The 13,684-nt window shown below is 64.2% G+C and carries 13 protein-coding genes; 7 read left to right on the forward strand and 6 right to left on the reverse strand.

Features of this window, described 5'->3' with window-relative positions; all coding sequences use genetic code 11:
- Nucleotides 1-114: 114 nt before the first annotated feature.
- From SM755_RS11455 to SM755_RS11470, 4 genes are all read right to left on the reverse strand, one after another.
- Entirely contained in the window at nucleotides 115-1,272 is a 1,158-nt protein-coding gene (locus SM755_RS11455) for a multicopper oxidase domain-containing protein (protein ID WP_323172770.1), read from the reverse strand.
- Between the two features lie 172 nt (nucleotides 1,273-1,444).
- The gene (locus SM755_RS11460; protein WP_323172771.1) at nucleotides 1,445-2,224 is read right to left on the reverse strand and encodes an Sjogren's syndrome/scleroderma autoantigen 1 family protein; all 780 of its coding nucleotides are present in this window, start codon (nucleotides 2,222-2,224) and stop codon (nucleotides 1,445-1,447) included.
- Between the two features lie 158 nt (nucleotides 2,225-2,382).
- Nucleotides 2,383-2,820: a GNAT family N-acetyltransferase gene (locus SM755_RS11465; protein ID WP_323172772.1), complete on the reverse strand. Its 438-nt coding sequence runs from the start codon at nucleotides 2,818-2,820 to the stop codon at nucleotides 2,383-2,385.
- A gap of 132 nt (nucleotides 2,821-2,952) precedes the next feature.
- The gene (locus SM755_RS11470) at nucleotides 2,953-3,411 is read right to left on the reverse strand and encodes a TIGR00725 family protein (protein WP_323172773.1); all 459 of its coding nucleotides are present in this window, start codon (nucleotides 3,409-3,411) and stop codon (nucleotides 2,953-2,955) included.
- A gap of 90 nt (nucleotides 3,412-3,501) precedes the next feature.
- On the opposite strand from SM755_RS11470, the gene mdh reads away from it, so the two are divergent.
- Nucleotides 3,502-4,416, forward strand: coding sequence for a malate dehydrogenase (gene mdh, locus SM755_RS11475; RefSeq protein WP_323172774.1), 915 nt, complete (start codon nucleotides 3,502-3,504; stop codon nucleotides 4,414-4,416).
- A 223-nt stretch (nucleotides 4,417-4,639) separates the two neighbouring features.
- On the forward strand, nucleotides 4,640-5,314 hold the full coding sequence (locus SM755_RS11480; RefSeq protein WP_323172775.1) for an HAD-IA family hydrolase: 675 nt from the start codon (nucleotides 4,640-4,642) through the stop codon (nucleotides 5,312-5,314).
- Between the two features lie 17 nt (nucleotides 5,315-5,331).
- Here SM755_RS11480 and SM755_RS11485 read toward each other — a convergent pair whose 3' ends face one another.
- A complete protein-coding gene (locus SM755_RS11485; RefSeq protein WP_323172776.1) occupies nucleotides 5,332-6,768 on the reverse strand; it encodes a cytochrome P450 in 1,437 nt (478 codons plus the stop codon).
- 80 nt (nucleotides 6,769-6,848) lie between these two features.
- Here SM755_RS11485 and SM755_RS11490 point away from each other — a divergent pair, with 80 nt between their 5' ends.
- Nucleotides 6,849-7,505 carry a helix-turn-helix domain-containing protein gene (locus SM755_RS11490; protein ID WP_323172777.1) on the forward strand — a complete coding sequence of 219 codons (657 nt, stop codon included), beginning with the start codon at nucleotides 6,849-6,851 and terminating at the stop codon, nucleotides 7,503-7,505.
- A 25-nt stretch (nucleotides 7,506-7,530) separates the two neighbouring features.
- Here the strand turns inward: SM755_RS11490 and SM755_RS11495 are convergent, their stop codons facing one another.
- On the reverse strand, nucleotides 7,531-7,776 hold the full coding sequence (locus SM755_RS11495; protein ID WP_323172778.1) for a ferredoxin: 246 nt from the start codon (nucleotides 7,774-7,776) through the stop codon (nucleotides 7,531-7,533).
- Between the two features lie 191 nt (nucleotides 7,777-7,967).
- On the opposite strand from SM755_RS11495, the gene SM755_RS11500 reads away from it, so the two are divergent.
- From SM755_RS11500 to cgi121, 4 genes are all read left to right on the forward strand, one after another.
- A complete protein-coding gene (locus SM755_RS11500) occupies nucleotides 7,968-9,029 on the forward strand; it encodes a poly-gamma-glutamate hydrolase family protein (protein ID WP_323172779.1) in 1,062 nt (353 codons plus the stop codon).
- Nucleotides 9,030-9,209: 180 nt separating this feature from the next.
- Nucleotides 9,210-10,610: a hemolysin family protein gene (locus tag SM755_RS11505; RefSeq protein ID WP_323172780.1), complete on the forward strand. Its 1,401-nt coding sequence runs from the start codon at nucleotides 9,210-9,212 to the stop codon at nucleotides 10,608-10,610.
- A gap of 123 nt (nucleotides 10,611-10,733) precedes the next feature.
- Nucleotides 10,734-13,148 carry an ATP-dependent DNA helicase gene (locus SM755_RS11510; RefSeq protein WP_323172781.1) on the forward strand — a complete coding sequence of 805 codons (2,415 nt, stop codon included), beginning with the start codon at nucleotides 10,734-10,736 and terminating at the stop codon, nucleotides 13,146-13,148.
- Nucleotides 13,148-13,663 carry a KEOPS complex subunit Cgi121 gene (cgi121, locus tag SM755_RS11515; RefSeq protein ID WP_323172782.1) on the forward strand — a complete coding sequence of 172 codons (516 nt, stop codon included), beginning with the start codon at nucleotides 13,148-13,150 and terminating at the stop codon, nucleotides 13,661-13,663. The genes SM755_RS11510 and cgi121 overlap by 1 nt, the downstream gene beginning before the upstream one ends.
- Nucleotides 13,664-13,684: the final 21 nt, after the last annotated feature.

Here is a 13,684-nt window from a genome sequence, read left to right on the forward strand (position 1 = left end):
TCGGATAAGTATGCATAGATATATCGGGGGAAATCCACGCGACCGATCCGTTCGCCAGGCCGGAAGTGGGTCGAACCGAGGCCGAGCGACTACCCAGTTCGGGCCCGGGAAGGGTTAACCCTCGTAGCCGGCATACTCCATCAGGTCCGCGAAAACGTCGGTGTCCATCGCATCACGGTAGACGATCCCCGTCACCATTCCACCGGGGTAGACCCGGCCGTTCATCGCGTGATTGACCTTGTGACAGTGCAGGAGATAGATGCCGGGATCGGCGTCGGCGGTGAACTCGATCGTGTGGCGCTCTGCGGGCGCGATGTTCGTGACATCGTGGTCGTACTGGGCGGCTTCGGGAACCTGGCCGCCGTCCTTCTCGACGAGTCGGAACCGGTGGTTGTGCGTGTGCATCGGGTGAGACATGTACCCCGCGTTGACGATATGCAACCGGACGGTATCGCCATGGTCGACAATGATCGGCGACCCATCTTCGGGATGGAGCGTCCGCGGAAGGCTCTTCCCGTTGATCGTGAAGACATCCGGGTTGCGATTGCGCGGACTGTAGTCGACATCCTCGCCGGCGAGTTGCCGGTTGAGCCGCGAATCCCAGTCCTTGACGGTGAAGAAGTACTCCTTGTCGGCCGGTTCGTACCTCTTCGGATCGACCCGGAAGATGCCGTACATTCCCATGTCGATGTGACGATGAGTCTGGTAGTGACAGTGATACAGGTGCGTCCCCGGGACGTTCGCCGGAATCGTGTACGTGTGTTTCTCGTCGGGACCGACCTGAATCCCCGTCGTCGTCGGTACCCCGTCGTTCTCCCAGGTCTTGCTCACGCCGTGGAAATGGAGCGTGTGCGGGTGGACGTTACCCGTATTGTCCAACGTCACTTCGATATCGTTTCCCTCCGTCGTCCGGAGAATCGGCCCTGGAACGCTCGGCTCGCCCTCGTCGGCCTGAAACGCCCAGACCTTCGGCAACTCGACCGGCCCGCCCATCGAATCGAGCGGATGGACGGCGTGGCGGGCCGTCACCGACCGCAGTGTCACGCTCCCACCCTGTTCGTCCACCTGCACGACTTCGGGTGAACTCGTCCACGGAAGCGACGACTCCTCGTCATCCCCAGTTTCCGCAGCCGGCTGTGACTCCTCGGACGATGGCGTCTCGGACTCGTCAAACCGGCTCATACAGCCGGCCAGCACCGTCATCCCACCCGTTGCAGCGACCAGTTCGCGTCGCGACATGTCGAACCCCGGAGCACCAATGCGATCGGTCATACATGTCAGCGTTGGAACCGACGGTGAATAATGGCGCTCGACGGTTCTTACAGGGAAAGAATTGCTCGAATACGTTCGCCGGTACGTTTATGATGTCTGAGAAATCCCCCGCTAGACCACCGACAAGAGAAGCAGATTCCCATCGAGAACCGTCGTGGAAAACGGACCGCGATCAGCGAAGCGTCGACAACGTCTCGCTCGCCTCGCGGGCCGCTTCCAGACACGCCGTCGCATAGCGCGGGTCGTCCGTCGCCGCAGCCTCCCCCGCGAACTTCTCGAGCGCCTGCCGAAGCGACTCCCTGGCCACCTCGAGTTCGCTGTCACCGTTGGTCGAGCGACGGGGTGTACCAGTACCGGTGCCGGCTGGCGACTCGGACCCGGCGGCGTCGACGCGTGAACTCGAGCGCCGATCCGGCGTCGATGGCTGATGCGATGGAGCCGCCGTGGCGGGTTGTCGCGGCTGTGTCGGCTCGACCGCCTCGGTGGTTGGCTCGTCGGTTGGCTCGGCGCGATCGGAGGCGTCAGCGCCTCGATCGGGGTCAAGTTGCTCCCGGCGACGTTCGGAACCGTGCGTTCGCGTCCGTTCCGGTCGAGCGTCGTCATCGGCGTCGGGCTCGCCAGCAGCGTCCCGCTCATTTGATTCGCCGTTCCGGTCGGCCACCGGTTCCTCGCCGGCCGCGTGCCCAGTTTCCGTGTCGTCAGCCGATTCGGCTTCGAGTTCAGTTCCCTGGACGGCGTCCGGGTTGCCGTGGCAGCTCGGACAGAAGGTGGTGCCGTCCTGCTGGAAGAGCGGGTCGCCGCAGGTGCCACAGTGAGAGTTCGTCATCGTGGCACCCTTGAGTAGCAGATCGCTCATGCGCTGGGTGGCCTCCCGTTCGGCCTTGTCGCGTTCGTACTTCTCACGAAGTTTCTCGCGCTCGGCTTCCTTGTCGAAGTCGCTCATATACACCATAACGCGGTCAACAGTCGAAAAAGCTGCGAACGAGGACGGGCGAGACGGGGGCGAGGGCGAGGGGCAGGAGCGGGCCAGCGGGCCGGCAGACCCGTGGGCCGGCGCGTATACCGAACTCGTGCCAAGTGATATCTCGTACCAAGTGGGATACGGAGCAGTTACTCGGTGCGACGATACATGGCCTTCGAGTGCGGGCGCGTGTCCTCGAAGCCGAACGCCTCGTAGAATCCGTCGACGTCGGCGACCAAATTGACGTACGCTCGCGGCGGTGCCTGTGCCTCCAGATAGTCGTCGAGCCGGTGCATAATGCGCGTACCGAGACCCTGTCCCTGGTGGTCAGGGTGGACGGCGATATCGGTGATCTGGAAGACGGTGCCACCGTCGCCGACGATCCGTCCCATGCCCACCGGGTCGCCGGTCGGCTCGTGGACGACGGTGACGCCGAAGACGGAGTTCGGCAGGCCGCGTTCGATACCCTCTCGCGACCGGGAGGGTAAGCCGGCAGCCTCGCGCAGCGCGGCGAACGTTTCGGGATCGGGTACCGCCTCGCGGATCGCGTAGGCGTCCGCTCGGGCTTCCGAGTTTGGGTCAGACATAGCACACCGGACGCGGAGAGTGATAAAATCGGTATCGGTTGTCCCCCGCTCACCGGTTGCCGGCCGCCGGTCGCCAATCGTCAGGCATCGGGCATTGATCGACGACCACCAGCTACGACTCGTGCCGATCGCCTACAGCTCCCCGTCGACCGCCGCTTCTACGGCATCGACCGCAGCCGCGGGCGTCCCGACCGTCTCGATTTCGACTCCCGCAACGTCGTGCGTATCGAGGCCCACGATCGGCCGGTCGTAAATGCCCGCAAAGCCGATCTCCGACAGCGTGCCGACGCCGCCCGACAACGCGATAACCGCATCGCCGTTCAACGGCACCAGCGCGTTTCGCGCGTGTCCGAGCCCGGTCGCGATCACTACGTCGACGAACTCGTTGGCCAGACTCCGGTCAGCCCCCGGCAGAATCCCGATGGTCGTCCCACGCTCCGCAGCGGCCCCGCGACAGACCGCCTCCATCGTCCCGCCGCGGCCCCCGCAGACGACCGTGTGCCCTCTGGCACCGAGTTCGCGGCCGACCGCCGCCGCGGTTTCGACCTCCTCGTCCGTGATCGTGCCGCCGCCAATGACGCTCACACGCATGTGTAAACTGCCCACCACTGGGAGACTGGCGGCTATAGAAGCACCGGTTTCGACGGATTTAACGTGTATACAAGCGCACCACGAGATGGTATGACGAAAGTTAGCGTGATCGGTGCGGCCGGCACCGTCGGGGCCGCTGCAGGGTACAACATCGCGCTCCGGGACATTGCGGACGAACTCGTCTTCGTCGACATCCCGGACAAGGAAGACGACACGATCGGCCAGGCCGCCGACGCGAACCACGGCATCGCCTACGACTCGAACACGACGATTCGGCAGGGCGACTACGCCGACACCGAAGGGTCGGATGTCGTCGTCATCACGGCCGGCATCCCGCGCCAGCCCGGCCAGACCCGGATCGACCTCGCGGGCGACAACGCGCCGATCATGGAAGACATCGGCTCCTCCGTGGCGGAGTACAACGACGACTTCATCACGGTCACCACGTCGAACCCCGTCGACCTGCTGAACCGCCACCTCTACGAGACGGGCGAGCGCGCCCGAGAGAAGGTGATCGGCTTCGGCGGCCGCCTCGACTCCGCTCGATTCCGCTACGTGATCTCCCAGCGGTACGACGCTCCCGTCCAGAACGTCGAGGCGACCATCCTCGGCGAGCACGGCGACGCGCAGGTCCCCGTCTTCTCGAAGGTTCGCGTCGACGGCCAGGATCACGAGTTCAGCGACGACGAGAAGAACGAACTCTTGGAAGAACTCCAGGCCTCGGCGATGAACGTTATCGAGAAGAAGGGTGCGACGGAGTGGGGCCCGGCGACCGGCGTCGGGCACATGGTCGAGGCGATCCTCCGCGACACGGGCGAGGTGCTTCCGGCGAGCGTGAAACTCGAGGGCGAGTTCGGCCACGAGGAGACGGCCTTCGGCGTGCCCGCGAAGTTAGGATCGAACGGCGTCGAGGAGATCGTCGAGTGGGAGCTGACCGAGTTCGAGCGCAACGAACTCGGCGAGGCGGCGGAGAAGCTCTCGGAACAGTACGATAAGATCGCCTGAACCGGAGACGCTACGCCGATTCGGCAGATGCAGGGATGGATTCGGACGTCGATCCGGACCTGGATCGCGACGCAGATACGGGCCCAGATATAGGCGCAGACGCGGGCCCGGAATCCGTTCGGATTCCAACCATCTCACGCACGTTTTCGTCGAGTTCGTCTCCAGTCGGGTGTACCGGATCCTAACCGAAAGGATCAACGCGGATTCCGACCAGTAAGATCGTGTGACAGTACCGGAACCCACATACGACGCTGTTCTCTTCGACAACGACGGCGTCCTCGTCGAACCCCCGTCGGCCGATACCCAATCCGATGCGGCGCGGGCCGCGTTTCGAGCGGTCGGCGTCGACGATCCCAGCCGGCAGCACGTCGACGCCATCGTCAGCGGCGTCACGCCCGCCGTGCTGGACGAGATTTGCACCGCGTACGATCTCGACGCCGAGACGTTCTGGGAGGCGCGCGAGCGCCACGACGAAGCGTCCCAGCTCGACGCGTTCAGAGATGGCACGCGAGGGTGCTACAATGACATCACCGCGATTGCCGACCTCCCGGTCGACTGCGGCGTCGTGAGCAACAATCACCACAGCACGATCGAGTTCATCCTGACGTTTTTCGAACTCGGGGCGCTCTTCGAGACCTACTACGGGCGCGAGATGACAGTCGAAAGTCTCCGGTTGAAGAAACCGAACACGCACTACCTAGAGCGGGCGCTGGCCGATCTCGAGGCGGAGTCGGCGCTTTACGTCGGCGACAGCGAGAGCGATATCGTCGCGGCCGAGCGCGCCGGACTCGACTCGGTGTTCGTTCGCCGAGCGCACTGTCGTGACGTTACGTTCGAAACGTCTCCGACCTACGAAGTGGAGGATCTGCACGATGTAGTGGCACGGGTCTGTAGCTGAGACGATCAACTCGTTCGCTATCGTTTCCGAAATCGGGTCTCGACCGATCCTGGATCAAGCGTTACACCGAGCGATGGCTCGAGAGTTGGAGTGACACACTCGAACTCGACGCGGCGCAGAATAGATGCGAGCGCGAGCTGTAGTTCGACCATTGCAAAGCGCATCCCAAGGCAATGACGGGGACCGCCGCCGAAGGGAAAGTACGCGCATTCGGGTCGGTCGGCGTCTACGAGCCAGCGTTCGGGGCAAAACGCTTCGGGATCCTCCCACCACCGATCGTCGCGGTGAATACCGTACACCGAAAGGTGCAGCGTTGTCCCGGACGAAATTCGAAACCCGGCAAGCGCCGTGTCCGTCAGGGGTTCGCGATAAATTCCAGTGACTGGGGGATAGAGTCGCATCGCCTCTCTGAGAACGGCTTCGGTGTAGTCGAGGCTCGCGAGATCGCCGGCATTTGGCTTCCGATCACCGCAGACAGCGGCGAGTTCGCGCTCGAGTTCGGCGTGGACTTGCGGATTGTCCGCGAGCAGCCAGCACGCGATTGCGAGCGTCGTCGCGGTCGTCTCGTGGCCGGCAAAGAGGAACGTGACGAGTTGATCTCGCACCGTTTCGGGGGAGAGTCGCGAGCCGTCCGGGTACACAGCCCGCGCCAGTATCGAGAGGAGATCCTCACCCGTCGAATCCGCCGAACGGCGGGTCTCGACGAGTTCCGTGGTGAGTGTTTCGAGGTCTGCCATCGCGTCCTCGTACTCGCGTTCGACGCGATCCGGCAGCCACGACGGCAGGATCGAACCCAGCGCGAGTCGCTTCGGAGACGCATAGGTGTTCACGGCGTTCGCCGCCCGCCTGACGATCGTTGCACGGTCGTCCTCGAGCGGAAGGTCGAACAGCGTTCGCGTGAGGATGCGAAGGGTGTACGTCGACATCGTGTCCCGGAGCGCGACTCTCTCACCGTCGTCCCAGTCGTCGACGAATGCATTCGCCTCTGCGACGATTTCGTCAGCGGCGGCGCGAACGTGATCGGGCGTAAACGACGATTGCAGTAACTTGCGCTGGCGACGCCACTGACTGTCCTCGGTGAACGCGATCCCCTCAGGGGCGACGAGTTTGCCAAAGGCCGTCTCGAACTCGCCCTTTCTGAACTCGTCCGAGCGCGAGACGAGAACTGTTTCGACGATGTGAGGATCGAAGACGAGCGCGAACTCGGTGCCATACGCCCGATAGGAAGCGATATCGCCATATTCTCGAGCCGACTCGACGAACGAGAATGGATCCCGGGCGATCGATAGCGTACTCCCAATCAGCGGGAGTCCTCGCGGTCCCGGCAGTCGGTCTGCGGTCGAGAGATCAATCTCCGAGGAACTCGTATCGTCGGCCTGCAGCGAGTGGGTATCGGTCTCAGTGGCGGAATCGGGTTCGGTATCAGTGCAGGGTTCGGTCTCGGACTCGGACATAACTGATAGTGAGACCGGAAGCGATGTCGACGTTCCCTCGAACCACTGAACTTCTTTATATTGGTCCGGAATGTGTCGGTATGCAGTCGACGGATCTGACCCTTCAGCTTCCGGAGCGGATGCAACTTCCAATTCCCACACCCGACGCCGAACTAGAGATTCACCGCGAGGAGTTGCTTTCGTGGCACGTTGACGCCGAGACGGAACGAGTGCGGTTCCTCTCACTGATCGTCGGCGACTGTGATGCAGTCCGAGAGACGGCGGTCGACTTGGATGTCGTCCATCGGTTCGAACTCATGCCGATCGATAGGGACACGTTCTACGCGTACGCCGTGATGGATGTCCGCGCTGCTGACGAAACGCTGCTGGGCGCGTTCGACGAACCCGGCCTTGTACTCGTTCCGCCAATTGTGTACACTGGACGAGAGACCGTTCACGTCACCGTACTCGGAGAATCCGACGCCCTCTCGGGACTGATCAACCGATTTCCGGAAGATATCGGCGTCGAAGTTAAGCGAGTGAGCGCTCACCAGCAAACAACCGAGACGCTCGCTGGACGGTTGACCGCACGGCAGTTCGAGGCGATGGAAACGGCTCGAGAAGCAGGATACTACGACATTCCACGGACGGCGTCGCTTTCAGAAGTTGCGACAGCACTCGAGTGTTCGGAGAGTGCCGCCTCGACGCTCCTCCGAACGGTCGAGTCAGAATTGGTGGATACAGCACTGAACTACTAGGAAAACTAGGAAATCGACGCGTCAGTCAGGGGATCAACTGCTCGCCGTCGTCGTCGTAAATCGTGATCGCATCGACCGGACAGGTCCGGGCGGCGAACTTCGCATCGAGTTCGGCATCGTCAGGGACTTCGCGAACGAAGAGACTGTCCTCAACCTCCTCGCTGCCTTCGAGCGTCGCCTTTCCCTTCGATTTGTCCTCCTCGAAGGCGTCCCATTCGGCGACGCACTGGTACATCCCGATACAGGTGTCCTCGTCGAACTCGACTCGCATGGGCGATGGTTGGTGCGTCTTCGACATACCGCTTCCGGACCGATGCCGGGATCGAACGAGGGCATGGGCCGGTGAGCGGGCATGTCGTGATTCGGGACCGGGAAAGGAGCGAGTGAGCGAACGCGATGAGAAACGGCTCCATGTCGTATTCCAGTGGATTAAACTGTACTCAATAGCGGGTAACAATTATGATGGGAAAGAGCGAAAACGGGAACGAAAGGAGTGACACCGAGCGACGAACTCGCTCCCGACGACAGATCATTGCGGCGGGCGCAGGGCTGACCGGCATCGGTGCGTTGACGACCGGCGCCGGACAAATCATCTACTCACGAGTGAAGGCGCAAAGCGAATCCGGCCAAGAGGTGTACGCGGGCGGGTGTGAGAACGTCGATCACTGGGAAGCGACGTTCGAAGCGGTCACCGCGGACTGGGGTGCCCGATCGAGTTCGGAGCAGTACTGTTCGGTGCCGTGTCAGTGGGTCGAGAACGAGCGGGTGATGGTCGGGCAACAGATCAGGATCGGACGCGAAGCGACGGCTGACGGGTTCGAAAACGCGGTGTACACCGTTGCGTCGAACCACGAGGGCGAGATGCTTCGACTGACTGCGAGCGGGCTCGATCGAATCGGAGCAAGCGATTCCTCGACGGGGGCGGTCGGCGCGCAGGCGGCCCACCCGGATTACGACACCCGACAAGCGGGGGAACTGAACGACGAGTTCGTCGAGTACGGTATCGAGGGTGACGGTGTTGTAGTGATCGCACCCCACGGCGGCTATATCGAATACGGGACGGACTTCCAGGCGTCCCGGGTCGCCGAAGCGGTCGACGGGGCGGGATGGATCTGTTCGGGGTTCAACGACGGCGGGGGCGCGTTCACCCGCTGGCACACGTACTCGACAGAACTCCACCGTCGATCGTTCCCCGCGCTGGATGCGTTGCTCGACCAGCAGTTCGACTGGAGCGTTGCCTTCCACGGGTACGCCGACGACGGGGTTCTCATCGGTGGAACCGCCGAACGCTCGGACAAAGACACCGTGAAAGACGCCATCGCGGAACGCCTGCCCGATCGAACGGTCGAGATCGTCGACCGCGACGCGACGGCCTACACCGGAGCAAACCCCGAGAACGTGCTCAACGAACTCGCCCCGATCGGACGGACGATTCAGATCGAACAGGCGACCGATATCAGACAGTCGGACTGGGCCGCGGTGGCCGACGGGGTTACGGACGCGATCGAATCGCTGCGCGCGTAAATCCGCTTGCTCGCGGACCCAGTCCATCGGGAATCCGTGAGCATGCGGCCAGATACCGCCTACCGTGGCGTTCGAGAATGACCATACTGTTTAGTGATCGGCACGAGAGGGACTACCCATGAATTCACGCCGACGGACGTCGTGTCGAGTCGATTTCGAACGACAACACTGCCGAGGACGATGGTAGATCTCGCGTTCTCGCTCGGCCGGCTTGCCGCCGCCCTCTTTCTCGTCGGGCTCAACGGCTTCTTCGTCGCCGCCGAGTTCGCCTACGTCCGAGTGCGGGCGACGGCGGTCGAAACCCTCGTTTCCGAAGGGAGACGCGGCGCGGCGACGCTTCAGGAGGCGATGGACAACCTGGATTCCTACCTGGCAGTCACGCAACTGGGAATTACGCTCGCCTCGCTCGGACTCGGCTGGATCGGCGAACCCGCAGTCGCGTCGCTCATCCAACCGATCCTCGGCGAAGTCCTTCCAGATGGACTGATCCACTTCGTCGCCGTCGCGATCGGCTTCAGCGTCATCACGTTTCTCCACGTCGTGTTCGGCGAACTCGCACCGAAGACCATCGCCATCTCGCAAGCCGAGCGAATCGCGCTGACCGTCGCCCTGCCGATGAAGGCCTTCTACTACGTGTTCATTCCGGGCATCATCGTCTTCAACGGGACGGCAAACGCCTTCACCCGACTACTCGGCGTTCCGCCCGTCTCCGAGACCGACGAGACGCTCTCCGAGGAGGAACTCCGCATGGCCCTCTCCCGCGCCGGTGAAGAAGGCAACGTCGCCACCGAAGAGGTGCAGATGGTCGAGCGCGTCTTCGAACTCGACGACGTGACGGTCCGCGAGGTGATGGTTCCCCGACCCGACGTGCGCAGCGTTCCCGCCGACACCACCCTCCCGGAACTCCGCCGGCTCATCGTCGACGAGGGACACACTCGCTACCCCATCGTCGACGCGGACGACCCGGATCAGGTCGTCGGCCTCGTCGACGCCAAGGACGTCATCCGCGCGAGCGAGACGATTGCGGACGCCAGCGATTCGTCCACGCCGATCACCGCCGGTGAACTCGCACGCGCGCTGCCGGTCGTCCCGGAGACGACGACTGTGGGCGAACTCCTCGCGGAACTTCAGGAGGAACGAGCCCAGATGGCGGCCATCATCGACGAGTGGGGCGTCCTCGAGGGGATCGTCGCCATCGAAGATATCGTCGAGGTCGTCGTCGGCGACATCCGCGACGAGTTCGACGTGGCGGCCCGGGAGCCCTCGATCGACGACGAACAGCGTGCGGACGGGACGGTCGTCGACGGCGGTGTGACTCTCGCAGCGCTCAACGATGCGCTGCAAACCGATTTCGATCACGAGACAGTCGAGACGGTCGGCGGGCTGGTCCTCGACCAACTGGGACGGCCACCGGAGACCGGTGATCAGGTCACCATCGAAAGTTACGCGTTCGAGGTGACGGCCGTCGAGGGGATGCGTGTTTCGACCGTCGTCGTTCGGCCGCAGTCGGGTTCGGGGTCGGAGTCGGAATCAGGGGCTGAAACGGACGGGACCGATCCGAAACCGGACACGGAAGGCTGAGTATCGCGGGCCGACGGCATCGATTTCTCGTTCACCGAGGACAACTGCTCGGCCGGCGAAAGGCGAGCACGACGCGACCCGGAAGACGACAGTTTAAACCCCGGGACGCGCCAATCACGGGTAATGAACGTCGAGGAGCTGTCGGGGCTCCCGCCCGGGGCGATTTCGCACTTCCAGCGGGACGGCATCGAGGAACTCTACCCGCCACAAGCCGAGGCCGTCGAGGCCGGTGCAACCGACGGGGAGAATCTCGTCGCCGCCGTCCCCACCGCCAGCGGCAAAACGATGATCGCCGCGCTGTCGATGCTCTCCGCCGTCAAACGCGGCGGGAAGGCGCTGTACATCGTCCCCCTGCGTGCCCTGGCCAGCGAGAAAAAGGCCGAGTTCGACGCCTACGAAGAGTTCGGCGTGACGACGGGCGTCGCGACCGGCAACTACGAGAGCACGAGCGACTGGCTCGCGACCAAGGACATCGTCGTCGCGACCAGCGAGAAGGTCGACTCGCTCGTGCGCAACGGCGCAGACTGGCTCTCCGATCTCACCTGCGTCGTCAGCGACGAGGTCCATCTCATCGACGACCGAAACCGCGGTCCCACGCTCGAGGTCACCCTCGCCAAACTCCGCCGACTAAACCCGCAACTGCAGGTCGTCGCCCTCTCGGCGACCGTCGGCAACGCGGACGAACTCGCCGACTGGCTCGACGCCTCCCTCGTCGATACCGACTGGCGGCCGATCGACCTCCAGATGGGCGTCCACTACGGCAACGCCCTGAACTTCGACGACGGCTCGACCCGGGAGGTGCCCGTCGACGGCGGCGAGAAACAGGAGGCCGCGCTCGTCCGGGACATCCTGCAGGAGGGCGGCTCCTCGCTCGTCTTCGTGAACTCGCGGCGCAACGCAGAGGCCGCCGCCCGCCGTCTCGGGAAGGTCTCGAGCCGGGAGCTAACTGCCGGCGAGCGGGCCGACCTGGAGGAACTGGCCGCGGAAATCCGCGAGGACAGCGACACGGAAACGAGTCAGGATCTCGCCGACTGCGTCGAACGCGGGTCGGCCTTTCACCACGCCGGCCTCTCGAGTACCCAGCGCAGCCTGGTCGAGGACGCCTTCCGCGACCGCCTCCTCAAAGTGATCTCCGCGACGCCGACGCTCGCCGCCGGCGTGAACACGCCCGCCCGCCGCGTCATCGTGCGCGACTGGCGGCGCTTCGACCCCAGCGCGGGTGGAATGAGCCCGCTCGACGTGCTCGAAGTCCACCAGATGATGGGCCGGGCCGGCCGCCCGGGGCTCGACCCCTACGGCGAGGCCGTCCTGCTCGCGAAAAACCACGACGAGAGCGAGGAACTGTTCGACCGGTACGTCTGGGCCGATCCGGAGCCGGTCCGCTCGAAACTGGCCGCCGAGCCCGCGCTGCGAACCCACGTGCTCGCGACCATCGCCTCCGGCTTCGCCCGCACGCGAGAAGGCCTCCTCGAGTTCCTCGAAGCCACCCTCTACGCCAGCCAGTCGAGCGAGGCCGGACGCCTCGAGCGAGTGACCGACGACGTACTCGACTACCTCGAGCGTAACGACTTCATCGAGCGCGAGCGGCCACTCGCCTCGGAGTCCAGTGGCGGATTAGAAGACACCCTCGGCACCGACGCCGACGCGGCGAGCGCGTTCACGTCGGCGGCCGATCTGGCCGACGGCGACGGGAGCGAGAGCGCGACCGGCCGGGACGAAGAACTCGAGGCCACCAGCCTCGGCCACACCGTCTCCCGGCTCTATCTCGATCCGATGAGCGCCGCCGAAATCGTCCACGGCCTCGACGACGCCGACGACCGCCCGACCGCCCTTGGCCTCTACCAACTCGTCTCGCGTACGCCCGACATGTACGAACTCTACTTGCGCTCGGGCGAAGACGAGAAGTTCGGCGAACTCTACTACGAGCGCGAGGCAGAACTGCTGGGCGACGCGCCTAGCGAGTTCGAGGAGGACCGCTTCGAGGACTGGCTCGCCGCGCTGAAGACGGGAAAGTTGCTCGAGGACTGGGCCACGGAGGACGACGAGGAGACGATCACCGAACGCTACAAGATCGGCCCCGGCGACCTCCGCGGCAAGGTCGACACCGCCGAGTGGCTGCTCGGAGCCGCCGAATCGCTCGCAGCCGAGATCGACAGCGAGTGGACCGTCGCCGTCCGCGAGGCCCGCACCCGCGTCGAACACGGCGTCGGCGAGGAACTCCTCGAACTCGTCTCGGTGAGCGGTATCGGCCGAAAGCGTGCTCGCCGACTCTACGAGGCTGGTATCGAGGAACCTGCAGATCTGCGAACGGCCGACAAGGGAATCATCTTGCATGTTCTCAAGGGCGAGAAGACGGCCGAGAATATCCTCGAAAGCGCCGGCCACGAGGACCCATCGATGGACGGCGTCGAGCCGGTTCCGATCGACGGCGGCTCCGCCTCGGCAACTGACTCGAGTGACGGAGGCGAAACTGACGCGGCCGCGAGCAAGAGCGACGACGAGGCGGACGATAGCCAATCCAGCCTGGGTGACTTCTGATGGACCTGCTCGAATGCCGCCTCGACATCGACGATCTCGATTCGTTCGTCGCGGACCTGACCGCGATCGGCGAGCGAGACGGCACGACGCTCCAGGCCTTCGACGCGCGATACGTCGCCGACCGCGCGCACCTCGAACGCGCCGTCGAACGCGCCGACCGCGCGACCGACCGGGGCGAGAACGTCGCCCACGACCGCGCCGTCGAGATCCTCCTGTACGCCGCCGGTCGCCGCCAGATCGACCGCGCACTCGAGATGGGCGTCGACGAGGGCGAGAATCGAGCCGTCGTGCTCATCGACCACGCCGGCCCCAAAAACGAGAGCAACCTCGACGCCGCCCGCACCGCGGTGACCGAACTCGAGGCGTTCGCGGGAACCGAGCCGACGCTCGATCAACAAGACGAAGACGTTCTGCAGACGTTCTTCGACATCACGGACGCCGAACGGGCCGCGACGGACGCCTCGCTCGCGGCGCTGGTCGGCGAGCGCGTGGCCCTACTCGACGTTGGAAAGTAAGCACTCGCGACCCACTCGGTG

The organism is Natrialba sp. PRR66, assembly GCF_034808065.1.
Classification (GTDB): domain Archaea; phylum Halobacteriota; class Halobacteria; order Halobacteriales; family Natrialbaceae; genus Natrialba; species Natrialba aegyptia.

Bases quoted from the DNA above. Each gene is read 5' to 3' on its own strand.
- SM755_RS11455 (WP_323172770.1), bottom strand. From the start codon at position 1,272: ATGACCGATCGCATTGGTGCTCCGGGGTTCGACATGTCGCGACGCGAA.
- SM755_RS11460 (WP_323172771.1), bottom strand. From the start codon at position 2,224: ATGGTGTATATGAGCGACTTCGACAAGGAAGCCGAGCGCGAGAAACTT.
- SM755_RS11465 (WP_323172772.1), bottom strand. From the start codon at position 2,820: ATGTCTGACCCAAACTCGGAAGCCCGAGCGGACGCCTACGCGATCCGC.
- SM755_RS11470 (WP_323172773.1), bottom strand. From the start codon at position 3,411: ATGCGTGTGAGCGTCATTGGCGGCGGCACGATCACGGACGAGGAGGTC.
- mdh (WP_323172774.1), top strand. From the start codon at position 3,502: ATGACGAAAGTTAGCGTGATCGGTGCGGCCGGCACCGTCGGGGCCGCT.
- SM755_RS11485 (WP_323172776.1), bottom strand. From the start codon at position 6,768: ATGTCCGAGTCCGAGACCGAACCCTGCACTGATACCGAACCCGATTCC.
- SM755_RS11490 (WP_323172777.1), top strand. From the start codon at position 6,849: ATGCAGTCGACGGATCTGACCCTTCAGCTTCCGGAGCGGATGCAACTT.
- SM755_RS11495 (WP_323172778.1), bottom strand. From the start codon at position 7,776: ATGCGAGTCGAGTTCGACGAGGACACCTGTATCGGGATGTACCAGTGC.
- SM755_RS11500 (WP_323172779.1), top strand. From the start codon at position 7,968: ATGGGAAAGAGCGAAAACGGGAACGAAAGGAGTGACACCGAGCGACGA.
- SM755_RS11505 (WP_323172780.1), top strand. From the start codon at position 9,210: ATGGTAGATCTCGCGTTCTCGCTCGGCCGGCTTGCCGCCGCCCTCTTT.
- SM755_RS11510 (WP_323172781.1), top strand. From the start codon at position 10,734: ATGAACGTCGAGGAGCTGTCGGGGCTCCCGCCCGGGGCGATTTCGCAC.
- cgi121 (WP_323172782.1), top strand. From the start codon at position 13,148: ATGGACCTGCTCGAATGCCGCCTCGACATCGACGATCTCGATTCGTTC.